This window comes from Pseudomonas sp. P9_2, assembly GCF_034008255.1.
GTDB lineage: Bacteria > Pseudomonadota > Gammaproteobacteria > Pseudomonadales > Pseudomonadaceae > Aquipseudomonas > Aquipseudomonas synxantha_A.
In genome coordinates, this window is the sequence record NZ_CP125376.1 from 1,885,763 (window position 1) to 1,908,723 (window position 22,961).

A 22,961-nucleotide genomic window follows, 5' to 3' on the forward strand; every position below is an offset into this window, starting at 1 on the left:
TTCATGACTGCCCCTTTCCGCTTTCTTGCGTGGCTGCTGTTGCCGGCGCTGATGTCGTGCAGCTTCAATCTCTTGGCCGCGACCGCCGAAGGCGCGCCACAGGCCCTGCATTTGCTGGATTACATCGGCGCCGACTACCCACCTACGGTAGAGGCAGGCAAGGTGGTGGACGACTCGGAATACCGCGAGCAGGTGGAGTTCCTCGGAGTGCTGCAGGGTTTGGTGGCTGATCTGCCCGACAAACCCGAGCGCGCTGAGTTGATAAGCGGCGTTAATGAATTGCTGGCGGCGGTCACCGCTCATCAGGACGGCGCAAGCGTGGCCCGCCAGGCTCGTCAGTTGGGCGCCAAGCTGGCCGTGGCGTATGAAGTCAGCCAAGCCCCGGCCATCACGCCGGACCCGACACGCGGCGCGCCGCTTTATGCCCAGCATTGTTCGGTGTGCCACGGCACTGTCGGCGCCGGTGATGGTCCGGCTGGCATGGGCATGACGCCGCCCCCCGCTAACCTGCGTGACGCCACGCGCCTGGATCGCTTGAGCCTGTATGCGATCTACAACACCCTCGGCCTGGGTGTCGAAGGCACTGATATGCCGTCGTTCGCTGATCAACTGGATGATCGCCAGCGCTGGGACCTGGCGACCTATATCGCCGGTTTCACCGCCGATCCGGCTGCCGCCAAAAGTGAGCAGGTGTTCAACCTCGCCGACCTGGCGCGCCAGACCCCCAATGAAGTGCTCGCCGCTGACGGCCCTGGCGCTGCGGCGACGTTCCGCGCCCAGCGTGCACAGCCGCCACAGGTTCAGCGTGGTCCCGCGCAGTTGCTCGACTACACGGCCGCCACGCTGGACAAGAGCCTCGCGGCCTTCCGCAACGGCGACCACGAGCAGGCCTATGATTTGTCCGTCGCTGCCTACCTGGAAGGCTTCGAGCTGGTGGAAAGCTCCCTGGATAACGTCGACGCCAATGTGCGCAAAGACACCGAGAAGGCCCTGATGGCCTATCGCCAATCGTTGCAGGATGGTTTGCCTGTCGAGCAGGTGCAGCAGCGTCTGGACGTTGCCAAAGGCAAACTCACTGAATCCGCCGGCTTGCTGGGCGGCGATGGCCTGAGCTGGTCATTGAGCTATATCTCTGGCCTGCTGATCCTGTTGCGCGAAGGCCTGGAAGCGATTCTGGTGCTGGCGGCGATCCTCGCCTTCCTGCGTAACACCGGCCAGCAGTCGGCGGTGCGCAGCGTCAACGTCGGCTGGGGCCTGGCGCTGTTGGCAGGCTTGGCTACGTGGGCCTTGGCGGCGTATGTGATTGACGTCAGCGGGGCCCAGCGAGAACTGCTCGAAGGCTGCACGGCGCTGTTCGCCAGCGTGATGGTGCTATGGCTCGGCGTGTGGATGCACGACCGGCGTCACGCGGCGGCCTGGCAGGATTACATCAAGAGCAGCCTGGTGGGCGGCGGCGGCCGTTTCGGTTTTGCCGTGCTGGCGTTCTTCTCGGTTTATCGCGAGCTGTTCGAAGTGATCCTGTTCTACGAAACCCTGTGGCTGCAGGCCGGCCCTGCCGGGCACAACGCGGTGCTGGCCGGTGGTGCCACTGCGCTGGTGCTGCTGGTGGGCCTGGCCTGGGTGATCCTGCGTGGCTCGGCGAAGTTGCCGTTGGCGCTGTTCTTCGGCATCAACGCTGCGTTGCTGTGCGCGCTGTCGGTGGTATTCGCCGGGCACGGTGTCAAGGCCTTGCAGGAGGCGGGCATCTTCGGCACGCGGCCGGTGGCGTTCTTTGACTTCGACTGGCTGGGCATTCATGCCGATGCGTATTCGTTGGGTGCGCAGGCTGTGGCGATCCTGGCGATTGTGGTGCTGTATGGCCGTAGCCGGCTGACCGAAAAGCACCGGGCGGCGGCGTAGCATGCGGGTATGGATCGACGCCGACGCCTGCCCTCGGGCGGCCAAGGACCAGGTAGTGAAGTTTGCCCTCAAGCGCCAGTTCGAGGTGGTGCTGGTGGCCGGGCAGAGCCAGAGCAAACCGAGCTTTTCCTGTGTGAAGCTGATCGTGGTGCCCAGTGGCCCCGACGCGGCCGATGATTACCTGGTTGAGCACGCCGTACCCGGCGAACTGGTGATTTGCAGTGACGTGCCCTTGGCCGATCGGCTGGTGAAGAAGGGCGTCACCGCCCTCGATCCGCGAGGCAAGGAGTTCAGCCCGGCGAACATGAGTGAGCGCCTGGCGGTGCGCAACCTGTTCACCGACCTGCGTGAGCAAGGTCAGATGGGCGGCGGACCACCGCCCCATGGCGAGAAGGATAAGCAGGCGTTTGCCAATGCCCTGGACCGAATCCTTACCCGTCTTATGCGCCCAGCCTGACCTGTGGCGAGGGAGCTTGCTCCCTCGCCACAGGCGCCTACCCGTCAGTCGTTCTCGTGGGTCAACTCCAGCACCCGATCCACCAACTTGTTGATCCCTGACGCCACTTCGCTGATGTTCTTGCCGAGCATATACGCCGGCGTACTGACCAGTTTGCGCGCCTTGTCCTCGACGATATCTTCCACCGTGCATTCGTGGTGCGTGGCGCCCATCTTGTCCAGGGCAGCCGCTGTGTCGGCATCGTTACCGATGGTGCAGGTCACGCCAGGGCCGTAGATCTTCGCGGCCAGGGCCGGAGAGATGCAGATCAACCCCACCGGCTTGCCTGCTTCGGCAAACGCTTCAGCCAACTCCAGCACCTGCGGGTTGACGCTGCAGCCGGCGCCCTCCACGGCGAAGTTCGACAGGTTCTTCGCTGCGCCAAACCCGCCGGGCACAATCAGGGCGTCGAAGTCGGCGGCGTTGGCTTGGCCAATATCCTTCACTGCGCCCCGGGCGATACGCGCAGACTCCACCAGCACATTGCGCGACTCGGGCATTTCTTCGCCGGTGAGGTGGTTGATCACGTGCAATTGCGCAATATCGGGTGCAAAGCATTCCACTTGAGCGCCGCGCTGGTCCAGGCGCAGCAGGGTGATCACGCTCTCGTGGATCTCTGCGCCGTCGTATACGCCACAGCCGGAAAGGATCACTGCAATCTTTTTGCTCATGGGCATTTCTCCTGATTCATGGCGTTAAATGTCTACTAATTTGTAACCTGTTGCCAATGGGATCTCACGTCGCTGCACCTAATCTTGATGTAACAAAAATAGACCGGACTAGCCCATGGACTTTGTGCCTTACGCAGTACCGTTTTTTATCGCCCTGATCGTTGTGGAGCTGCTGGCCGACCGTTGGCGCGGTGCACGCAACTACCGAGTAGCGGATGCCATCAACAGCCTCAGCACCGGTGTGCTGTCCACCACGACCGGTTTGCTGACCAAGGGCGTGGGCCTGCTGACCTACGCGTTCGCCCTCAAACACCTGGCGCTCATCGAGTTGTCGGCCCAGAGTGCCTGGACCTGGGTGTTCGCCTTTGTGTTCTATGACTTCTGCTATTACTGGCTGCATCGCATGGGCCATGAGCGCAATATTCTCTGGGCCGCGCATTCGGTGCATCACCAGAGCGAGGACTACAACCTCACCACCGCCTTGCGCCAGACCAGCACCGGTTTTCTGCTGAGCTGGATCTTCTACCTGCCTCTGGCTGTGGTCGGCGTGCCGCTGGTGGTGTTTATCAGCGTGGCTTCGCTCAACCTGTTGTATCAATTCTGGGTCCATACCCGCCACGTTCCCAAGCTGGGCTGGTTTGAGTGGTGCTTCGTGACGCCGTCCAATCATCGGGCCCACCACGCACAGAATGCTCTCTACATGGATCGTAACTACGGCGGGGTGTTCATTATTTGGGACCGGCTGTTCGGTACTTTTCAAGAGGAAGACGACAACGAGCCGGTGATCTTTGGGGTAACCACACCTCTGGCCAGTTGGAACCCGCTGTGGGCCAACCTGCAGTTTTATGCGCAATTATGGAGTGACGTCCGGCGCACCGAAAGCTGGTGGGACAAGTTGCGCATCTGGTTCATGCGCACCGGCTGGCGCCCGGCGGACGTCAAAGCCAAATACCCGATAGCCAAGCCTGACCTGAGCCAGTTTCGCAAATTCGAAGTGCCTTTGGATGCGCGGCAGCAGGTCTACATCGCCTTGCAATTTGCTGCTTATGTGGGCTTTGGCAGTTATCTGATGAATTTCGGTGAGGGCCTGCCTACGGCGGCGTTGGTGCTCGGCTGGGGCGCTATGGCGCTGGGCCTGTTTACGTTGGGGGTGGCGCTGGAGAATCGCCCATGGGCGTTGAAGGCCGAGCTGGCGCGCCTGGCGCTGAACCTGCCGTTGGTATGGCTGGCGCCGCTGGTCGGCCTGTGGCCTGCCAGCCCTCTCGCCTGGCTGGGCCTGGCGAGCTACAGCCTGCTCAGCGTGATTGGTCTCTACTGTTGCAGAGGCCGTTTTACTCGGTTGGCGTCTTAGGCGTTTCGACCGAGGCTTGCTCGACAGCCTGGCGCGCCTTGGCCTCGGCACACGCTTGGCGGGCGATGCGGGCATTCTTGAAGCGACGTCGCAGCCACAGGCCAAAGCCCAGCAACAGCAAGGCGCCCAGTACCCATAGCTCGTACTTCTTGACGCTGCCGAGCATACCTTCCAGCACCGCACCGAAATGATAGGCCGCAGCCCCCAGTGCAGCGGCCCAGATCGCCGCACCAATACCGTTGAGGATCAGGTAGCGCATCGGCGGGTAACCGGACAGGCCTATCGCCACAGGCATCACCGTGCGCAACCCGTAGACAAAGCGAAAGCTCAGTACCCAGATATCCGGGTGCTTGCGGATATGCTCCAGTGCCTTGTCGCCCATCAACTGCCAGCGCGGCTTGCGTGCCAGCAGCTTGCGGCCGTGCTTGCGCCCCATGTAGTACCAAAGCTGGTCGCCGGCGTAGCTGCCAAAAAAGGCAACGACCACCACCAGGTTGATATCCATGTAGCCACGAAACGCCAGGAAGCCTGCGAGTACGAGGATGGTCTCGCCTTCGAAAAACGTGCCGAGAAAGAGGGCAAAGTAGCCGAAGTCATGCAGAAATTGTTGAAGCATGGTCTAGGGTGCTGGCGAAATGAACGCGCAGCCTACGCCTTCACGAAGATTCATGAAAGTATCGAGATGTGTCACGAAGTGAACAATTCCTACATAAATGACGAATGCGACTACAGGTCGCATCGATAAGCACAACTGTCATTCCTTCGTCATAATGGCCGCTTATAACTGCAACGCTCGCCCGTAAACGCGGGCTCAGGAGTCTGTCGTGAGCTTTACCCCTGCCAATCGCCTGTTCCCCGCCACTCGTCTGCGTCGCAATCGTCGTGATGATTTTTCTCGCCGCCTGGTACGTGAAAATGTACTGACGACGAACGATCTCATCCTGCCGGTCTTTGTGCTCGACGGTGAAAATCGTCGGGAAGCAGTCGCCTCGATGCCGGGTGTGGAGCGTTTGACCATTGATCAGTTGCTGATCGAGGCGGCCGGTTGGGTCGAACTGGGGATCCCGGCACTGGCGCTGTTTCCGGTGACCCCCCCGCAGCTCAAGTCTCTGGACGCCGCCGAAGCCTGGAACCCACGAGGGATCGCCCAGCGCGCCACCCGTGCCCTGCGCGAGCGCTTCCCGGAGCTCGGGGTGATCACTGACGTGGCGTTGGACCCGTTCACCACGCACGGCCAGGATGGCATTCTTGACGAAGAGGGTTATGTTCAGAACGACATCACCGTCGATGCACTGGTCAAGCAGGCTTTGTCGCACGCAGCGGCGGGCGCCCAGGTGGTTGCGCCGTCGGACATGATGGACGGGCGTATCCAGGCGATTCGCGAAGCCCTTGAGCTGGCCGGTCACGTCAATGTACGAATCATGGCCTACTCGGCCAAATACGCCAGCGCCTATTACGGCCCCTTTCGCGATGCGGTGGGGTCGGCGCTGAACCTGGGCAAGGCCAACAAGGCTTCGTACCAGATGGACCCGGCCAATAGCCAGGAAGCGCTGCACGAAGTGGCGGCCGACCTGGCCGAAGGCGCCGATATGGTGATGGTCAAGCCCGGGATGCCGTACCTGGACATCCTTTATCGGGTCAAAGAGGAATTCAAAGTGCCGACCTTTGTCTATCAGGTCAGCGGTGAATACGCCATGCACATGGCGGCGATCCAGAATGGTTGGTTGAGTGAAGGGGTGATCCTCGAATCCCTGACTGCCTTTAAACGTGCCGGCGCTGATGGCATTCTGACCTACTTCGCCGCCCGCGCTGCCCAATTGCTTAGAGAGCAACAATAGCCCTCACAGGAACACTCGATGAATACCGAAGGACTCTCCGAAGTTGCCGTAAAAGACGCTCACCCGGTGGTTGAACAAGTTTCCCAGACCCCGCCGGAGCTGGAGCCTGCCCCGCCAGCGGTGGTTGCCGAAGCACCTGCGCCGGCACCGGTGGCCGTGGTCACCAACCTGGATGACAGCAGCCTGTACATCCATCGCGAGTTGTCACAACTGCAATTCAACATCCGCGTGCTGGAACAGGCGCTGGATGAGTCCTACCCGTTGCTGGAGCGGCTGAAATTCCTGCTGATCTTCTCCAGCAACCTGGATGAGTTCTTCGAGATTCGCGTTGCCGGCCTTAAGAAGCAGATCACCTTCGCCCGTGAACAAGCCGGGGCCGACGGCCTGCAACCGCACCAGGCGTTGGCGCGCATCAGTGAGCTGGTACATGGTCATGTGGACCGCCAGTACGCAATCCTCAACGACATCCTGCTGCCGGAACTGGAAAAGCATCAGGTCCGCTTCATTCGTCGTCGTCACTGGACCGCCAAGATCAAGACCTGGGTGCGCCGTTACTTCCGGGACGAGATTTCGCCGATCATTACCCCCATCGGCCTGGACCCTACGCACCCGTTCCCACTGCTGGTGAACAAGAGCCTCAACTTCATCGTCGAGCTTGAAGGTATCGATGCCTTCGGTCGCGATTCGGGTCTGGCGATTATCCCGGCCCCGCGTCTGTTGCCACGCATCATCAAGGTACCGGAAGAGGTAGGGGGCGCTGGCGACAATTATGTATTCCTGTCGTCGATGATCCATGCTCACGCCGATGACCTGTTCCAGGGCATGAAGGTCAAGGGCTGCTACCAGTTCCGCCTGACCCGTAACGCCGACCTGGCACTGGATTCCGAAGACGTCGAAGACTTGGCTCGCGCCCTGCGTGGCGAGCTGTTCTCGCGGCGTTATGGCGATGCGGTGCGTCTGGAAGTGGCGGATACCTGCCCTAAACACCTGTCGGACTACCTGCTCAAGCAGTTCAACCTCGCCGAATCCGAGTTGTACCAGGTCAACGGCCCGGTGAACCTGACGCGCCTGTTCAGCATTACCGGCCTGGACAGCCATCCGGAGCTGCAATACAAGCCGTTCACGCCACAGATCCCGAAACTGCTGCAAAACAGCGAGAACATCTTCAGCGTTGTGAGCAAGCAGGACATTCTATTGCTGCACCCCTTCGAGTCGTTCACCCCAGTGGTCGACCTGCTGCGCCAGGCCGCCAAGGACCCGCATGTTCTGGCCGTGCGCCAGACCCTCTACCGCAGTGGCGCCAACTCGGAAATCGTCGATGCGTTGGTGGATGCTGCGCGTAACGGCAAGGAAGTCACCGCGGTGATCGAGTTGCGTGCGCGCTTTGACGAAGAGTCCAACTTGCAACTGGCCAGCCGTCTGCAAGCCGCCGGTGCGGTGGTGATCTACGGCGTGGTCGGCTTCAAGACCCACGCCAAGATGATGTTGATCCTGCGCCGCGAGGCCGGGGAGATCGTGCGCTACGCTCACTTGGGCACCGGCAACTACCACGCCGGCAACGCCAAGCTCTACACCGACTACAGCCTGCTGACATCCGACGACGCACTGTGCGAAGACGTCGGCAAGTTGTTCAGCCAGCTCATCGGCATGGGCAAGACCTTGCGCATGAAAAAGCTGCTGCACGCGCCGTTCACCCTCAAGAAGGGCATGCTCGACATGATTGCCCGCGAGACCCAGTTTGCCCTCGATGGCAAGCCGGCGCACATCATCGCCAAGTTCAACTCGCTGACCGATCCGAAGATCATCCGCGCGCTGTACAAGGCCAGCCAGTCGGGCGTGCGCATCGATCTGGTGGTGCGTGGCATGTGCTGCCTGCGCCCGGGTATTGTCGGCGTGTCGCATAACATCCACGTGCGCTCGATCATCGGCCGCTTCCTGGAGCACACCCGTGTGTTCTACTTCCTCAACGGTGGTGAAGAGCAGATGTTCCTCTCCAGCGCCGACTGGATGGAACGCAACCTCGATAAGCGTGTGGAGACCTGCTTCCCGGTAGAAGGCAAGAAGCTGATCATGCGGGTCAAGAAGGAGCTGGAAAGCTACCTCACCGACAACACCCACAGCTGGAGCCTGCAATCGGACGGGCGTTATGTACGCAACACCCCGACCGGCAACCAGAACCCGCGCAGCGCGCAGGCGACGTTGCTGGAAAAGTTGGGTAGCCCGATTCTTGCGGTGAACTAAAACCCAGCACCAGCAAGGTCTAAAAAATGTGGGAGGGGGCTTGCTCCCGATAGCGGTGAATCAGTCGACACATTAGTCGGCAGGGCCACCGCCATCGGGAGCAAGCCCCTTCCCACATTTGTTTTGCAGTGCGCTTTAGCGCAGGTTCAGGCTGAACCCCACCCGCGTCAGCCATTCCGCTTCCTGGGCGAAGTCCGCCTGGGTCAGCTGGTTTTCATCCAGCCAGCCCTTGGGGAAGATCACTTCCAGGCTGTCATCAGCAGCGCGCAGTTTTACCTGGGGCATTTCCTGGGTGCCACGAATGTGGTGGAACAGGATTGCAAAGCGCAACAGCGCGCACAGGCGAATCAGCTTGATGCCGTCTTTGCCGAATTCGGCAAATTTGTCCTTGGGAATATTGCGGCGATGGCCGCGCACCAGCAGCGCGAGCATCTGTTGGTCTTCGCGGGAGAACCCAGCCAGGTCCGAGTGCTCGATCAGGTAGGCGCCGTGCTTGTGGTAATGGTAGTGGGCGATGTCCAGGCCCACTTCATGCACCTTGGCAGCCCAGCCCAGCAGCTCGCGCCAGACGCCGTCTTCCAGGTCCCAATCGGCGGCCACCTGGTCGAAAGCGTGCAAGGCTTTACGCTCCACACGGGCGGCTTGTTCCAGGTCGACGTGGTAGCGCTCCATCAGCGAGCTGAGGGTGCGCTCGCGCACGTCTTCGTGGTGATGACGGCCCAGTAGGTCATAGAGCACGCCTTCGCGCAGGGCGCCGTCACAGTGGTCCATGCGTTGCAGTTCTAGGGCGTCGAAGATGGCTTCGAGAATCGCCAGGCCCGCAGGGAAAATGGCGCGGCGATCAGGTTTGATGCCGTCGAAGTCGATTTTCTCCGCATCCCCCAGCTTGAACAGCTTGCGCTTGAGCCACGCCAGACCTTCGGCATTCACCTCGCCAGTGCCATGGCCGCCAGCCTTCAAGGCCAGACCGATGGCGCGGATGGTGCCGGACGAGCCGATGGCTTCATCCCACGTCAGGCGGTGCAGGGCATGTTCAATGCTCATGATCTCCAGCCGCGCCGCCGTGTAAGCCTGGGCATAGCGCGCCGGCGTGATCTTGCCGTCCTTGAAGTAACGTTGAGTGAAGCTCACGCATCCCATCTGCAGGCTTTCACGCAGCAGTGGCTCGAAACGCTGGCCGATGATGAACTCGGTACTGCCGCCACCAATGTCCGCCACCAGGCGTTTGCCGGGCGTGTCGGCCAGTGTGTGGGAAACGCCGAGGTAGATCAGGCGCGCCTCTTCACGGCCAGAGATAACTTCCACCGGGTGCCCGAGGATTTCCTCGGCACGATGGATAAACTCATTGCGGTTTCGGGCTTCGCGCAACGCGTTGGTGCCGACGATGCGCACGGCGCCAGGCGGCATGCCATTGATCAATTGCGCAAATCGCTTGAGGCAGTCGAGCCCGCGCTGCATGGATTCTTCATTGAGCTTGCGCTCGTCGTCGATCCCGGCGGCCAGTTGCACTTTTTCGCCGAGCCGCTCAAGGATGCGGATCTCACCGTTCTGGGCCTTGGCCACGACCATGTGAAAGCTGTTGGAGCCCAGGTCGATGGCGGCGATCAAGGACAGATTCTTGGCTTGGGATTGCGGCATGGTTTGGGGATCTCGGTCGATAACCTTGCCATCGTGCCACGATCGACCGCTGACGCCAACGCGTAGTGCTTCGGGAAGCTCTCTGAGGTTGTCTGTAAGCAATCCCTGACGCAAAGGTAGGTTGCCGTTCCGGGCTTCTGTTGGTGTATACGTGAGGGCTGTAGGAGTTTTTAACTTAGAGCTGTTTTATCGCCGATTATGATTTCGCCTACAAACTAAGCTTCGATATTCTATTTGTTTTTTTGTTTAAGACTACTGCTGGGAGAGGCTTGGCCCACAGTTTGTTTTTATCGATCCCACGATAATTGGAGTGTCGTCTTATTCTTCAGTGAAGTGCCAAAGCGACAGACTGTCACTCGGCAATTTTGCCGTGGTGTTATTTATTTATGACCTTGTATCTTCAAGGCCGAAATAAACATGCCTGATAAATTTCAGTGACAGGTTGAATATGAAAAAAATTGTTGGTTTGACTCTTGGTATTGCTTATCTCGCTGCAGCTCTCAACGCCCATGCATCCACCAGTGCCGAATTGATCGTCAGGGGTACCATCAAGCCCGCCGCGTGCAGCCTCAGTATGACCGGTGGCGGTATTATCAACTATGGCGACATTCCCTCTGGGCAGCTGTCTCCTACAGCGTTCACTCCGCTGGCGGAAAAGACCACGCCCCTGACCGTCAGTTGCGGAACCACGGCCGCTCGTTTCGGGCTGAAGTTTGTTGACCTGCAGTCCGGCAGTAAGGTGCCGGGCATTCTCAATGTGCTTGGAGGAGGCTACACCGAGGCACACAACTATGGCTTGGGCGCTGTATCCGGTCGTAAGACCGGTGGATTTGCGATCACTCTCAAAAACCTTCGGTCGCCGACCACAACCCTGTATCCCATCATGCGTGTCGGGTCAGGTGCCTGGCAGAGCGGTGACGGTAAAGTCGCCCAATCGCCTAGTCAGCATTCGTGGCGCAGCAGTACGGCCAACACTCCGGCCTCCATTACTCAACTGACCGGCACTATCGCGGTGAGGCCGGTTATTAACAAAAGCACGGAATTGGACTTGGGCCGTGAGATTACCCTTGATGGGCGCGCAACCCTTGAATTGAGCTACATCGAACTCTAAGAAATAAAATACAGCTGGTTAGAAAGTGTCCGTTTCTTATCGGCTGTTTTTTCTGGCTACAACAAGTAGTCAGTTTCAAGTTTGGGGGAAACTGAGTGAATGGCCTTTCAGTAAAAAATTGTGCTTTTGTATTTTGTGCAAGTGTGGGGTTGTGTTTTATCCCCATTGCGGCGGCGGATGGAATGTTGCCGGAAACAACAGTGGTCTTGCTCTACGAAGAACAAGGGGAGGCCACGATGAATATCAAAAATACTGATGCGGCGCCCGCGCTGCTTCATTCCGTCGTGCACAACATGCCCGAGGATGTGGAGCCGCTATTGATTGTGACACCTCCCATTACGCGAGTAGAGGCGGGTGAAACCCAGTTGGTCCGTTTCATCAGCACCTTGAAGGAACCATTGAAGATCCAGCGGTTGAAACGCGTGACTTTCGAGGGTTTCCCCCAGGCGCGTGCGGCTGGCGCTGCGACCATTGGTATCACCCTTCGGCAGAGTTTGCCGCTGATCCTGCACCCACGCGGCCTGCCTGAGCATCATTCTCCATGGGAACTGCTGGAGTGGAGGCGTGTGGGAGAGCGTCTCATGGTTCACAACGACAGTGCATACGTAGTGCGCCTGGCGCCGCAGGTGCAGATACTTCCGCAAGGAACCCCAGCTACTTTGCCGCGTGCATACGTTTTGCCAGGTGAAACGTTGGCATTGACGGTTGAAGGGCTATTGGAGGGTATGACTGCAGTTGAGATGCAGCCAGCCACGGTCTACGGCTTTTCGGCGGGCAGCTATCGGGCCTCGATCAATACCGATAGGGGTTGATCGACCCATGACAAACCTGTCGCGTAAACCATTAATGACCTCGTTTTGGTCCCGTCGACCCTCGCTGCTCATGGGCGTTGCGACATTGTGGAGCTTGCCTGGCGCTGTTCCTGCGTTGGAGTTGGGCGAAGGCTTCGACCTTGCGGCATTGACCACGCACGGCATTGACCCGAAAGTCTCTGATTACTTCCGCACAGCCGCGCGTTTTCGCGAAGGTGTTCATGTGGTGGGGGTGCGGGTCAACGGAAACCCGCTCGGGCTTGTGGATGCGAGGTTCGACTCGCAAGGACAATTGTGTTTTACCCCTGGGCTGCTGGAAAAAGCCGGGTTGGTGAAACCCGCTGGCATCGTTGGCGAAGCAGCCACCAAGGATCAGGCCTGCCACGACTTCCTCGGGGTTTTCCCGACGACGATGGTGCGGCTGCGGCCCGGCAGCGATGAGGTAGCGCTGGTGGTGCCGACCGCGGCCCTGCGTGAGCCGCAATGGGAGGCCGGGGAGTTCGCCCGGGGTGGCGCGGCGGCGCTGTTCAACTATGACGTGCAGGGTTTTGACAGCCATTCGAGCAGTGGGCCCAGCCGGTTCGTTTCGGCCAATACCGAGGCGGGTTTCAACCTGGGTGATTGGATTGTTCGCAGTCGTCAATTCTATGTCTCTGACAATGGGACGGCCCGTACCGAGCACCTGTATGCCTATGCCCAGCGGGATATCGCCGCGTTGCAATCGACTTTTCAAGTGGGTCAGCTCTCCAGCAATAACCCGCTGTTCAGCGGCATCCAGCTGTCTGGAGTGCAGTTTTCCCCCGATGGCCAATCGCGTGCACCGGCGGGCAGCAACAATGCGGTGGTAGAGGGGTTGGCCCAGAGCCAGTCGCGGATTGAAGTGCGCCAGTCAGGCGTGTTGATCCACAGCACGCTGGTGCCCGAAGGACCCTTCCGGCTGACGGGCTTGTCGTTGCTCAACGGCACCAGCGACCTGGAGGTCAGCGTCATCGATGTGCGGGGCGCCAGGCGCAGTTTCGTGGTGCCGGCGGCCTCCTTCGCAGGGGCTGCGCCAGCGGTACCAGGCTATTATTTCTCCCTTGGCAAGGTGCGTGAGAACGAGCATGAGCAAGCCCCGTCGCCGGTAGTCGCCATGGCCAGCGGCACGTGGGGCCTGGGCCGTGACTCCTCGGCCGGCTTTGGCTTGTTGAACACCGATGAATACTGGTCGGCAGGCGGTACCCTGAGCAGCGTGTTTTTCCAGCGGGTTTCTGTAGGTGCACGCCATAACGTGTCTCGGGATAGTCGTAATGCCGTATCCGGGTCACGCAGCAGCGTGTCCGTCAGCAGTCCTGTGTACGCCGATATAGATCTTAACCTCAGCGCAACCACGCAGACCCGAGGGTATCGCGAGGTACTTGAAGCGGGCCGGCCGACCAAGGCCGACGTGCTGGACTCGCGCTTCAAGAATCAGTACACGGCGGGCGTTAGCTGGGTCGACACCACGCTGGGCGCATTTTCCCTGGGCTATACACGCAGTTCTCAAGTCGACGGGCAAACGGCTGAGCACGTGTTTGCGTCATGGAATAAATCGTTCAATCGTGTCGATGTCGCGTTGGTCGCCGACTCGCAGGTGGGCGGTACTCATTCGCGCCGCGACGCCAACGGTGTCGGCAGCCGGCGCGAAACGGCCCGGGACAATGAGTTGTCCGTGCGCCTGCAGGTCAGCGTGCCCCTGGGCGGTGATCGTCGCGTGAACAGCTATATCCGTCGTCGCGGGGATCAGTCTCGTGCCGGTACGGCGTTGAGTGAGCGGGTCAATGAGTATGTGAATTACGAGGTGGGTATCGAGCGCGACCTCAGTGCCCGCGAGCAATCGGTACGTGGCCAGGTGGATCTGATGCCTCGTTATACCCGGATCGGCCTGGGGATTAGTCGCGATCCGCTGAGCACCAACTACACGGGGCAGTTGCAAGGCGGCGTGGTGGCGCACGGAGGCGGAGTAACCTTTTCGCCGTATGCCGTGCAGGACACGTTTGGTATTGCCTCGGTAGGGGATATCGGCGCTGCAAGAATCGACACCCCGCAAGGCCCGGTGTGGACCGATTTCAGCGGGCAGGCCGTTATACCTGGCTTGCCCGCGTACACCAACAGTCGCATCGAAGTGCAGACCCAGTCGCTGCCAAAGCGTGTTGACCTGAAAAACGGTACCCATGTGCTCGCCGCCGGCCGGGGGTCTTTCAATACCGTGGCATTCGATGTGGTCAAAGTGCGCCGTGTGCTGCTCACCGTCCACGATCAGCAAGGGCGGCCGTTGCCTCAGGGCGCCTCGGTGTTCGGCAAGGACAATCGTTTCCTGACCAGTGTGGTGGGTGAGGGCATGATTTTCCTGAACGACCTCAACGACTCGCAAACCCTGCGTGTTTCATTGCCGGACTCTTCCTCCTGCCTGCTAAGCCTTACCGCCGAGACTCAACCCGACAATGACAAGTTCTATGAGACAACATCGGCGGTGTGCCATGATCGCTAAGCTGAAAAGCATGGGGTTCGTACTGCTCTGTGGCGTATTGCTGGCTGAGGGCGTGCGCGCTGAAAACTGCCGACTGTCTATAAGCCAGCCGCGTATCGACTATGGCGTTATTCGCCAGGAGGCATTGGACGAAAGCCCCTCAGTCGTGCTGGGTACGCGCACGGTGCACCTGAGCGTACTTTGCGCAGAGCCTTCGGCAATGGCATTACGATTTACCGGAGCAGCGGATGGCCAGGGCTTTCGTTTTGGGCGTGAGGGGCGTTTTCGCCTGACGCTCAAGCATGCCCAAGTGGACGGGCGTGCCGTTGGGTGGGCGCTGTCACACGTGCCCGGTGAGAGTGCCAGCGGGCAGTTGTTACCGGGCCAGGTCCTGGTGGCGCAAACGGCTGGAAAGCAATTGACTGCCCAGGTCGACATCGACACCGACCTTTCCCCAGCCGCCCTGCAGGTACGCAATCAGACGGTACTGGACGGGCAGGGCAGCTTCGAGCTGGTCAGCCCGGCTGTTCAACTGAGCCGATGAAGTTGGCGAGCTCGGGGGTTTGCGGACTGGCGAACAGCACCTTCGGGTCGCCGACTTCATGCACCTTGCCCTGGTGCATGAACACCAGCTTGTCGCCAACTTCCCGGGCAAAGCGCATTTCGTGGGTGACCATGATCAGCGTCATGCCGTCCTTGGCCAGTTGACGCACCACGCTGAGCACCTCATTGACCAACTCCGGGTCCAGGGCCGAGGTGATCTCATCGCACAACAGCACCTTGGGTGACATGGCCAGCGCGCGGGCAATGGCGACTCGTTGCTGCTGACCACCGGACAGCCGATCGGGGAAGGCGTCGAACTTCTCGCCCAGCCCAACGCGTTCGAGCATTTGCCTGGCCAACTGTGCCGCTTTGGCCTTGGGCACTTTTTGCACCACTTGCGGCGCCAGCATCACGTTTTCGCCGACGCTCAGGTGCGGGAACAGGTTGAACTGCTGGAATACCATGCCGACTTTCTGCCGCAGGCTGCGCAGGTCGGCGCGGGCGGCATCCAGGTATTCGCCGTCCACTTCGATCACACCGTCATTGATCGACTCCAGGCCATTGAGAGTGCGCAGCAAGGTGGACTTGCCCGAGCCGCTGCGGCCGATGATCGCCACCACCTGGCCTTCATCCACCGTCAGGTCAATGCCCTTGAGCACATGGTGGTCGCCGTAATATTTATGCAGGGCAGAAATTCTAAGCAGAGGCATGCAGTTTCCTTTCCAGGTAGCGCGCACTGAGGGACAGGGGGTAGCAGAGCAGGAAATAACCGAGGGCCACCAGGCCGTAGACCATGAAGGGCTCGAAGGTGGCATTGGCGAGCATGCCGCCGGTCTTGGTCAGTTCGGTGAAGCCGATGATCGAGGTCACGGCGGTGCCTTTGACCACCTGCACCGAAAAGCCTACCGTGGGCGCGACGGCAATGCGCAGCGCTTGCGGCAGGATCACATAGCGAAGTTGCTCGAGTGGGTTCAGGGCCAGGCTGGCGGAGGCCTCCCATTGGCCATGGGCGATGGAGTCCACGCAGCCGCGCCAGATTTCGGCCAGGTAAGCACTGGTAAACAGGGTCAGGGCGATTGCCGCTGCCAGCCAGGGCGATATATCCACGCCAAGCAGAGCAACACCGAAGAACACCAAGAACAACTGCATCAACAATGGCGTGCCCTGGAACAGTTCGATATAGGTGCGGGCACTATTGCGCAGGAACGCTTTACGGCTGATGCGCATCGTCATCACCAGCAGGCCGATCAGGCCGCCGCCCACGAACGCCACCAATGACAAGAGCAGCGTCCATTGCAGACCGGTGAACAGGTTGCGCACGATGTCCCACAAGGTGAACTCACTCATCGGCTGTTCCTCATCACAAACCGCCGGCCTATCCAGTTGAGCAACTGGCGAATCATCAGCGCCATGCACAGGTAAACAAGGGTGGTCAGGGCATAGGTTTCAAATGCACGGAAATTACGCGACTGGATAAAGTTGGCGGCAAAGCTCAATTCTTCGGTGGCGATCTGCGAACACACCGCCGAACCGAGCATCACGATGATGATCTGGCTGCTCAGGGCCGGCCACACCTTGCCCAGCGCCGGTAGCAGTACCACGTGACGGAACGCTTCGAAGCGCGTCATCGCCAGCGCGGCGGCGGCTTCCAACTGACCGCGCGGGATGGCCTGGATCCCGGCGCGGATGATCTCGGTGGAGTACGCCCCCAGGTTGATCACCATTGCCAGCACAGCGGCTTGCCACTCAGTGATTTTCAACCCCAGGGACGGCAGGCCGAAGAAAATAAAGAACAACTGCACCAGAAACGGCGTGTTGCGGATCAATTCGACATACACACCAAAGATCCATGCAAACGGCTGAATCTTCCAGGCCCGCACCACGGCACCGACGGTGCCCAGTGCAACCCCAAGGAGGGCGCCGATGGCCGTCAGTTCAAGGGTAAACAACGCGCCGCGCAGCAGCAGGTCGGTATTGGCCAGCACCGGCACAAAGTCGAATTGATAGGCCATCGTTCAACTCCGCTTCAGAGGTCAGCAGGCAGCGGTTCTTTGAGCCACTGCAGTGCGTTTTTTTCCAGGCTGCCGTCCGCCTTGGCCGCAACCAGGATCTGGTTGACCTTCTCCAGCAGCGCCGGCTCGTTCTTGTTTACGCCTACGTACACCGGCGAATCCTTGAGCTTGACCTTCAGCGCGGGGACGCGTTTGGGGTTGCGTTCGCTGATTGCGACCATGACCACGTTGCCGCTGGCGATCAGGTCGACCTGGCCGGCAAGGTAAGCGGCGATGGTTGAGTTGTTGTCCTCAAAGCGCTTGATCGTGGCTTCCTTGGGCGCCACGGCGGTCAGCTCGATATCCTCGATGGCGCCGCGGGTCACGCTGATAGTCTTGCCCTTGAGGTCGTCGGTGGTGCTGATTGCCGCCTCGGGTGGGCCGAACACCGCGAGGTAGAACGGCGCGTAAGCCTTGGAGAAATCAATGACCTTTTCGCGCTCGGGGTTTTTGCCCAGGCTGGAGATCACCAGGTCCACCTTGCCGGTGGTAAGGAACGGAATGCGGTTGGTGCTGTTGACCGGGGTCAGTTCCAGCTTGACCTTGAGCTGGTCGGCCAGCAGCTTGGCGGTGTCGATGTCCAGGCCACGTGGCTGCATGTTGGGGCCGACCGAACCAAACGGCGGGAAGTCCTGGGGCACGGCGACCTTGAGGGTGCCACGGGCGACGATATCGTCCAGACCATCAGCCTGGGCGGGTGCCTGGCTCAGCGTCAGGCTGGCAAACAGGGCAGTTAGCAGGGCGCTGTAGCGCTTGGTCATGGCAACTCTCCGAAAAAGGCGAAGGAATTTTCTGAGTTTGCTCAGTGCACAGCCCATGCCAGCCCTCTCGTAATGGTCTGTAAGGCACGGATTCGTTGAAGTGCCATGGTCTTACTGGTCTGAACAGTTGCGGGATTTTTCGCACCCTTTTCGAGCACCGTAAAAAACGCACGAGCCCCTTTGGGGCGTGGCTTGCCGCCAGACTTCAATAGCTTTACAACTAGCGCTTCAGCTGACGGGAACCTTGAGTTTTTTATGAATTCCATCGCCCAAGCCGTACCGGAAGCGGCCTTGCAAGCCATCCGCAAACTGATCAAGGAACAAGGCTTTGGGCCGGGCGATGCATTGCCATCTCAGCGCGATTTGGCGATACGCTTGGGTGTGAGCCGGGCGTCGTTGCGCGAGGCCTTATCTTCCTTGAGCGCATTGGGTGTGGTCAGTGTGCAGCCGGGCAAGGGCGTGTTCGTGCTGGCGCCGGACCCGCCATCCGAGCTCGCCTGGCCGTTTGCGGCGCAGGCCACACCGCTGGACATCTTCCAGCTGCGTTACGCGCTTGAAGGGTTCGCTGCGGGTTTGGCGGCAGTCACATTGACCACGGACGAACTCGACAGCCTGGAAGACAATGTCGAGGCGATGCGCAAGGTCCTCAAAGTGGGTGACTTCGAAGCCGCCGCCCGGCTGGACTTCGAATTTCACCAGCGCATCCTGCTGGCCAGCGGCAACCAGGCCATGGTGAGTATTCTCAGTGCCAGCGCCGAGGTGTTTCTGGAGAGCCAGAAACTACCGTTCATCCGGCCGGACCGAGCCATGGAGACCTGGCAGGAACATCGCAAAATCCTGCGCTCCTTGGCCCGGCGCAGCAGTGCGGCAGCGCAGAAAACCATGCAGGAACACGTTCGCAATGCGGCGTTGCGAACAGGCATCGTGTTTGTGACTGCCGTGACGCCATGAGTGGCTATATCCCCACTCATGCAACGCCATAGCAAGACTCAATCAGAGGCGGCTTCCTGAACGAAGGAAGGGCGGCTATGATGGGCAACGTTTTTTTTGCTTACAACCTGGAGACTTCCATGAGCAGCGATCTTATCAAACACGTTAGCGACGCTAGCTTCGAAGCTGACGTACTCAAGGCCGACGGTGCTGTACTGGTCGACTACTGGGCTGAGTGGTGCGGCCCATGCAAGATGATCGCTCCGGTTCTGGACGAAATCGCCGAGACCTACAAAGGCAAACTGACCATTGCCAAACTGAACATCGACGAAAACCAGGAAACCCCGGCCAAGCACGGCGTGCGTGGTATTCCGACCCTGATGCTGTTCAAGAACGGCAACGTCGAGGCCACCAAGGTTGGCGCGCTGTCCAAGTCGCAACTGGCTGCATTCCTCGACGCGAACATCTAAGCGTCGTCAAAAAAGCCCCGAAAATCTCGGGGCTTTTTCGTAATACAGGGCTAGACGCTCCGAAATTCAGGTGGTACATTCGGCCCCGCACTGGTTTCTCCACTGCCCCCTGCAAGCCGTCGCCGACGCATTCCTTTTCGATTAGTACGCGATCCTGTCGCCTTCTCTGCGGCGCGGCCTCATTAAGCCAAAAGCTTAATTTCCCCCCTCCATAAATGATTACGTCATTCCTATATGAATCTGACTGAACTCAAGCAAAAGCCGATTACCGACCTGCTCCAACTGGCCGAAGAAATGGGCATAGAAAATATGGCCCGTTCGCGCAAGCAGGACGTGATTTTCTCCCTGCTCAAGAAGCACGCGAAAAGCGGCGAGGAAATCTCCGGTGATGGCGTGCTGGAGATTCTCCAGGACGGCTTCGGCTTCCTCCGCTCCGCAGACGCTTCCTATCTCGCCGGCCCAGACGATATCTATGTCTCGCCGAGCCAGATCCGTCGCTTCAACTTGCGCACCGGTGACACCATCGTTGGCAAGATCCGTCCTCCGAAGGAGGGCGAGCGGTATTTCGCCCTGCTCAAGGTCGACACGATCAACTTCGATCGCCCCGAGAACGCGAAAAACAAGATTCTCTTCGAGAACCTGACCCCGCTGTTCCCGACCGTGCGCATGAAGATGGAAGCCGGTAACGGTTCAACCGAAGACTTGACCGGTCGTGTGATCGACCTGTGCGCCCCGATCGGCAAAGGCCAGCGTGGCCTGATCGTCGCGCCGCCGAAAGCCGGTAAAACGATCATGCTGCAGAACATTGCAGCGAACATCGCGCGTAACAATCCTGAAGTTCACCTGATCGTACTGTTGATCGATGAGCGTCCGGAAGAAGTGACCGAGATGCAGCGCACCGTGCGCGGCGAAGTGGTTGCCTCGACGTTCGATGAGCCGCCAACCCGCCACGTGCAGGTTGCCGAAATGGTGATCGAAAAGGCCAAGCGCCTGGTCGAACACAAGAAGGACGTGGTGATCCTGCTCGACTCCATCACCCGTCTGGCCCGTGCCTACAACACTGTGATCCCGAGCTCCGGCAAGGTATTGACCGGTGGTGTCGATGCCCACGCCCTGGAGAAACCGAAACGTTTCTTCGGCGCCGCGCGCAACATCGAAGAAGGCGGCTCGCTGACCATTATCGCCACCGCGCTGGTTGAAACCGGCTCGAAGATGGACGAAGTGATCTACGAAGAGTTCAAGGGTACCGGCAACATGGAGCTGCCCCTGGACCGTCGCATTGCTGAAAAGCGTGTGTTCCCGGCGATCAACATCAACCGCTCCGGCACTCGCCGCGAAGAGTTGCTGACCGCTGACGACGAGCTGCAGCGTATGTGGATCCTGCGCAAGCTGCTGCACCCGATGGACGAAGTGGCTGCCATCGAGTTCCTGATCGACAAGCTGAAAACCACCAAGACCAACGACGAGTTTTTCCTGTCGATGAAACGCAAGTAATACAGCGTTTCAGGTCCAAAAAAATGGCGCCCTTAATGGGGCGCCATTTTTTTTGCGTCGAGATTCTGCGATTTTTGTGGCATAAGTATCCGTTAAGTAACAAAAATTGACGCGTGACTTCGCTCATCCCTTTCGTCGCAGACTGACCACATTCTTATGACCACCCTTGCTTACCGCAGAGACATCGATGGCCTGCGTGCCATCGCTGTCCTTGCAGTCGTGTTGTTCCACTTTGGTGTCCCTGGCATTACTGGCGGTTTTGTTGGCGTTGACGTCTTCTTCGTCATCTCGGGCTTCCTGATTACGTCAATCATCTGGCGTGAGCGTCAAGCTGGACGCTTCAGTTTCATCGACTTCTGGGCTCGCCGTGCCCGACGTATCTTGCCCGCGCTGTTTGTGATGATCGCCGCGACACTGGCAGTGGGTTGGTTTCTGTTGGCGCCCAAGGACTATGAGGAGTTGGGGCGTTCGGCGCACTATCAGGTGACGTTTACCTCCAACCTGCTGTTCTCGCGTCAGCATGGCTATTTCGATGTCTCTTCAGACATCAAACCCTTGTTGCATACCTGGTCGCTGGCGGTAGAAGAGCAGTTCTACATTTTCTTCCCGCTGCTGCTGACATTACTCTCGAGCCGCTTGAAGCACTGGCGCCTGGCGCTGTTTGCGGTGTTGCTCGGGTCTTTTGGCATGAGCGTCTGGGCGGTTCAGCATGAACCGCAGAAAGCCTTCTTCCTCTTGCATCTGCGAGCCTGGGAGTTGCTGGCCGGTGCCATGCTGGCGGTGCTGCCCATGCGTGAATGGCGGGCCTCACCGGCCTTGGCGCAAGGTGTCAGTCTGGCCTCAATGGCGCTGATCCTGATTGCCGTATTGGGTTACGACGCGAAAACGCCCTTTCCGGGGGCCACCGCGCTGTTGCCCGTGTTGGGTGTGGTCGGTCTGATCTGGGCCAACGGGCAGCAACACACCTGGGTTGGGCGCCTGTTGAGCACCCGGCTGATGGTAGGGATTGGGCTGATTTCCTATTCCTGGTACCTCTGGCACTGGCCGGTGTTCGTGTATGCCAACTATGCCGCGGTGGATGGCTTGAGCCCCCTGGAGCTTGCCGGGCTGATGCTGCTTTCGTTGGTGCTGGGCTATCTGTCCTGGCGTTTTGTGGAAACGCCGTTCCGGGAAAAGCGCTTGCTGGCTCCGCGCAAGGCGATCCTGGCGGCAGCGGTCGTCGGCATCTTGGGCCTGGGTTTCACTGGCCTTGCGATACGCGAAGCTGACGGCGTGCCTTCGCGCTTGTCCGAGCAGGCGTTGCGTTTTGCCCAAGCCAAGAAGTGGAGCCCGGACCTGCTGGCGTGCATGGCCGACAAAGATACGCCCGATGAGCGCCTGTTCTGCCATTTCGGCCCGAAAGGCCAATCGGTTTCAGCGCTGGTATGGGGTGATAGTCACGCTACGGCGCTGATACCCGCGCTCAAAGAGGGTGCTGATCGCCACGATATCAGCCTGGTTGAGGCCAGTTTTGCCGGCTGTATACCGCTCGATGGCTTGGAGAATATTGCCCGGTGCGCACATTTCAACCATCGCGTCGAAAAGGCCATGGCCGAGCAGGCATTCAGCGATGTGGTGTTGGCCGCCCGCTGGAGCCTGTATGTGTACGGGCAAATGTCGGGTGACAAGGAACATGCGCTCAAGGACCCCGGCACTGGCCAGTACGTGCGTGCCGTCGCCGAGCAACGCTTCGCCCAAGGCTTGCGCGAACGCATCCAGGGTTTGCGTGCTGCCGGCCATAAGGTCTGGCTGGTCAAGGAAGTGCCGCTGCAGGAAATCATCGTGCCTTACCGTCTCAGCCGATTGGCGATGATGAACCGGCCCGTGAGTGGTGAAGGGCTGGCCGTGGCCGAGCATGTGAAGCGCCAGGCGTTCATCACGCAATTGTTTGACGAACTGGCGGCTGCCGACAGTGGTGTCGCGGTGCTGGACCCTGCGCCCCTGCTGTGCGGCGTCGATGGTTTGTGCCGGGTCGAACTCAATGGTCGCGCGCTGTATACCGACGATAACCATCTGTCAGACGTGGGGGCGCGACACATTGAAGCCTTCCTTGAGCCATTGTTCAGTTCGTTGCAATCACGCGGCGTGACGGCCAATTAAGCTGCCAGCCGCCCTCAGAGCAGGTAGG

The 22,961-nt window shown here is 59.6% G+C and carries 20 protein-coding genes; 13 read left to right on the forward strand and 7 right to left on the reverse strand.

Translation table 11 applies throughout. The features are described 5' to 3' along the window. Window positions 1-3 precede the first annotated feature (3 nt). Both QMK52_RS08250 and QMK52_RS08255 read left to right on the forward strand, forming a co-directional pair. The gene (locus QMK52_RS08250; RefSeq protein ID WP_194439556.1) at window positions 4-1,899 is read left to right on the forward strand and encodes an FTR1 family protein; all 1,896 of its coding nucleotides are present in this window, start codon (window positions 4-6) and stop codon (window positions 1,897-1,899) included. Between the two features lies 1 nt (window position 1,900). Beyond that, a complete protein-coding gene (locus QMK52_RS08255) occupies window positions 1,901-2,356 on the forward strand; it encodes a YaiI/YqxD family protein (RefSeq protein WP_194439554.1) in 456 nt (151 codons plus the stop codon). Window positions 2,357-2,400: 44 nt separating this feature from the next. Here QMK52_RS08255 and elbB read toward each other — a convergent pair whose 3' ends face one another. Beyond that, complete coding sequence (gene elbB, locus QMK52_RS08260; protein WP_005792422.1) at window positions 2,401-3,066, reverse strand: isoprenoid biosynthesis glyoxalase ElbB; 666 nt, start codon at window positions 3,064-3,066, stop codon at window positions 2,401-2,403. A gap of 115 nt (window positions 3,067-3,181) precedes the next feature. Between elbB and QMK52_RS08265 the strand changes: the two genes are divergently transcribed. Then, window positions 3,182-4,417 carry a sterol desaturase family protein gene (locus QMK52_RS08265; protein WP_320404002.1) on the forward strand — a complete coding sequence of 412 codons (1,236 nt, stop codon included), beginning with the start codon at window positions 3,182-3,184 and terminating at the stop codon, window positions 4,415-4,417. Here QMK52_RS08265 and QMK52_RS08270 read toward each other — a convergent pair. Next, entirely contained in the window at window positions 4,398-5,033 is a 636-nt protein-coding gene (locus tag QMK52_RS08270; RefSeq protein ID WP_194439549.1) for a DedA family protein, read from the reverse strand. The genes QMK52_RS08265 and QMK52_RS08270 overlap by 20 nt on opposite strands. A gap of 208 nt (window positions 5,034-5,241) precedes the next feature. On the opposite strand from QMK52_RS08270, the gene hemB reads away from it, so the two are divergent. Next, window positions 5,242-6,255 (forward strand): porphobilinogen synthase, encoded by a 1,014-nt coding sequence (gene hemB / locus QMK52_RS08275; RefSeq protein WP_194439547.1) that lies wholly within the window; start codon window positions 5,242-5,244, stop codon window positions 6,253-6,255. Between the two features lie 18 nt (window positions 6,256-6,273). Further along, window positions 6,274-8,496, forward strand: a complete 2,223-nt coding sequence (gene ppk1, locus QMK52_RS08280) for a polyphosphate kinase 1 (protein ID WP_005792418.1) — start codon at window positions 6,274-6,276, stop codon at window positions 8,494-8,496. 135 nt (window positions 8,497-8,631) lie between these two features. On the opposite strand, the gene ppx is transcribed toward ppk1, so the two are convergent. Then, window positions 8,632-10,134 carry an exopolyphosphatase gene (gene ppx, locus QMK52_RS08285; RefSeq protein WP_005792416.1) on the reverse strand — a complete coding sequence of 501 codons (1,503 nt, stop codon included), beginning with the start codon at window positions 10,132-10,134 and terminating at the stop codon, window positions 8,632-8,634. 448 nt (window positions 10,135-10,582) lie between these two features. On the opposite strand from ppx, the gene QMK52_RS08290 reads away from it, so the two are divergent. The 4 genes from QMK52_RS08290 (at window position 10,583) to QMK52_RS08305 (ending at window position 15,089) form a co-directional block, all read left to right on the forward strand. Further along, window positions 10,583-11,245, forward strand: coding sequence for a DUF1120 domain-containing protein (locus QMK52_RS08290; RefSeq protein WP_194439546.1), 663 nt, complete (start codon window positions 10,583-10,585; stop codon window positions 11,243-11,245). A 95-nt stretch (window positions 11,246-11,340) separates the two neighbouring features. After that, a complete protein-coding gene (locus QMK52_RS08295; protein ID WP_320404003.1) occupies window positions 11,341-12,057 on the forward strand; it encodes a fimbria/pilus chaperone family protein in 717 nt (238 codons plus the stop codon). 70 nt (window positions 12,058-12,127) lie between these two features. Next, window positions 12,128-14,566, forward strand: a complete 2,439-nt coding sequence (locus QMK52_RS08300) for a fimbria/pilus outer membrane usher protein (protein ID WP_320404004.1) — start codon at window positions 12,128-12,130, stop codon at window positions 14,564-14,566. Beyond that, window positions 14,556-15,089 (forward strand): hypothetical protein, encoded by a 534-nt coding sequence (locus QMK52_RS08305; RefSeq protein WP_320404005.1) that lies wholly within the window; start codon window positions 14,556-14,558, stop codon window positions 15,087-15,089. Before QMK52_RS08300 ends, QMK52_RS08305 begins: the two co-directional genes overlap by 11 nt. On the opposite strand, the gene QMK52_RS08310 is transcribed toward QMK52_RS08305, so the two are convergent. The 4 genes from QMK52_RS08310 to QMK52_RS08325 are packed head-to-tail and all read right to left on the reverse strand — an operon-like array spanning window position 15,061 to window position 17,900. Then, on the reverse strand, window positions 15,061-15,798 hold the full coding sequence (locus QMK52_RS08310; protein ID WP_320404006.1) for an amino acid ABC transporter ATP-binding protein: 738 nt from the start codon (window positions 15,796-15,798) through the stop codon (window positions 15,061-15,063). The genes QMK52_RS08305 and QMK52_RS08310 overlap by 29 nt on opposite strands. Continuing rightward, the gene (locus tag QMK52_RS08315; protein WP_046070030.1) at window positions 15,785-16,435 is read right to left on the reverse strand and encodes an amino acid ABC transporter permease; all 651 of its coding nucleotides are present in this window, start codon (window positions 16,433-16,435) and stop codon (window positions 15,785-15,787) included. Before QMK52_RS08315 ends, QMK52_RS08310 begins: the two co-directional genes overlap by 14 nt. Further along, window positions 16,432-17,100: an amino acid ABC transporter permease gene (locus QMK52_RS08320; RefSeq protein WP_005792409.1), complete on the reverse strand. Its 669-nt coding sequence runs from the start codon at window positions 17,098-17,100 to the stop codon at window positions 16,432-16,434. Before QMK52_RS08320 ends, QMK52_RS08315 begins: the two co-directional genes overlap by 4 nt. Window positions 17,101-17,114: 14 nt before the next feature. Beyond that, entirely contained in the window at window positions 17,115-17,900 is a 786-nt protein-coding gene (locus tag QMK52_RS08325) for a transporter substrate-binding domain-containing protein (RefSeq protein ID WP_320404007.1), read from the reverse strand. A gap of 255 nt (window positions 17,901-18,155) precedes the next feature. Between QMK52_RS08325 and QMK52_RS08330 the strand changes: the two genes are divergently transcribed. The 4 genes from QMK52_RS08330 to QMK52_RS08345 all read left to right on the forward strand — a co-directional run bounded on the left by QMK52_RS08330 (window position 18,156) and on the right by QMK52_RS08345 (window position 22,933). After that, window positions 18,156-18,851, forward strand: coding sequence for a FadR/GntR family transcriptional regulator (locus tag QMK52_RS08330; RefSeq protein WP_320404008.1), 696 nt, complete (start codon window positions 18,156-18,158; stop codon window positions 18,849-18,851). A 119-nt stretch (window positions 18,852-18,970) separates the two neighbouring features. Further along, window positions 18,971-19,300 (forward strand): thioredoxin TrxA, encoded by a 330-nt coding sequence (trxA, locus tag QMK52_RS08335; RefSeq protein WP_005792406.1) that lies wholly within the window; start codon window positions 18,971-18,973, stop codon window positions 19,298-19,300. A 234-nt stretch (window positions 19,301-19,534) separates the two neighbouring features. Then, the gene (rho, locus tag QMK52_RS08340; protein WP_003176825.1) at window positions 19,535-20,794 is read left to right on the forward strand and encodes a transcription termination factor Rho; all 1,260 of its coding nucleotides are present in this window, start codon (window positions 19,535-19,537) and stop codon (window positions 20,792-20,794) included. 156 nt (window positions 20,795-20,950) lie between these two features. Continuing rightward, a complete protein-coding gene (locus QMK52_RS08345) occupies window positions 20,951-22,933 on the forward strand; it encodes an acyltransferase family protein (RefSeq protein ID WP_005792405.1) in 1,983 nt (660 codons plus the stop codon). Window positions 22,934-22,961: the final 28 nt, after the last annotated feature.

What these genes read in the sequence shown, in the direction of transcription:
- QMK52_RS08330 (WP_320404008.1), top strand. Translation starts at nt 18,156, where the DNA reads ATGAATTCCATCGCCCAAGCCGTACCGGAAGCGGCCTTGCAAGCCATC.
- QMK52_RS08315 (WP_046070030.1), bottom strand. Translation starts at nt 16,435, where the DNA reads ATGAGTGAGTTCACCTTGTGGGACATCGTGCGCAACCTGTTCACCGGT.
- QMK52_RS08320 (WP_005792409.1), bottom strand. Translation starts at nt 17,100, where the DNA reads ATGGCCTATCAATTCGACTTTGTGCCGGTGCTGGCCAATACCGACCTG.
- QMK52_RS08305 (WP_320404005.1), top strand. Translation starts at nt 14,556, where the DNA reads ATGATCGCTAAGCTGAAAAGCATGGGGTTCGTACTGCTCTGTGGCGTA.
- ppk1 (WP_005792418.1), top strand. Translation starts at nt 6,274, where the DNA reads ATGAATACCGAAGGACTCTCCGAAGTTGCCGTAAAAGACGCTCACCCG.
- QMK52_RS08345 (WP_005792405.1), top strand. Translation starts at nt 20,951, where the DNA reads ATGACCACCCTTGCTTACCGCAGAGACATCGATGGCCTGCGTGCCATC.
- QMK52_RS08265 (WP_320404002.1), top strand. Translation starts at nt 3,182, where the DNA reads ATGGACTTTGTGCCTTACGCAGTACCGTTTTTTATCGCCCTGATCGTT.
- QMK52_RS08250 (WP_194439556.1), top strand. Translation starts at nt 4, where the DNA reads ATGACTGCCCCTTTCCGCTTTCTTGCGTGGCTGCTGTTGCCGGCGCTG.
- QMK52_RS08300 (WP_320404004.1), top strand. Translation starts at nt 12,128, where the DNA reads ATGGGCGTTGCGACATTGTGGAGCTTGCCTGGCGCTGTTCCTGCGTTG.
- trxA (WP_005792406.1), top strand. Translation starts at nt 18,971, where the DNA reads ATGAGCAGCGATCTTATCAAACACGTTAGCGACGCTAGCTTCGAAGCT.
- ppx (WP_005792416.1), bottom strand. Translation starts at nt 10,134, where the DNA reads ATGCCGCAATCCCAAGCCAAGAATCTGTCCTTGATCGCCGCCATCGAC.
- QMK52_RS08255 (WP_194439554.1), top strand. Translation starts at nt 1,901, where the DNA reads ATGCGGGTATGGATCGACGCCGACGCCTGCCCTCGGGCGGCCAAGGAC.
- elbB (WP_005792422.1), bottom strand. Translation starts at nt 3,066, where the DNA reads ATGAGCAAAAAGATTGCAGTGATCCTTTCCGGCTGTGGCGTATACGAC.
- QMK52_RS08290 (WP_194439546.1), top strand. Translation starts at nt 10,583, where the DNA reads ATGAAAAAAATTGTTGGTTTGACTCTTGGTATTGCTTATCTCGCTGCA.
- QMK52_RS08270 (WP_194439549.1), bottom strand. Translation starts at nt 5,033, where the DNA reads ATGCTTCAACAATTTCTGCATGACTTCGGCTACTTTGCCCTCTTTCTC.
- rho (WP_003176825.1), top strand. Translation starts at nt 19,535, where the DNA reads ATGAATCTGACTGAACTCAAGCAAAAGCCGATTACCGACCTGCTCCAA.
- QMK52_RS08310 (WP_320404006.1), bottom strand. Translation starts at nt 15,798, where the DNA reads ATGCCTCTGCTTAGAATTTCTGCCCTGCATAAATATTACGGCGACCAC.
- QMK52_RS08325 (WP_320404007.1), bottom strand. Translation starts at nt 17,900, where the DNA reads ATGACCAAGCGCTACAGCGCCCTGCTAACTGCCCTGTTTGCCAGCCTG.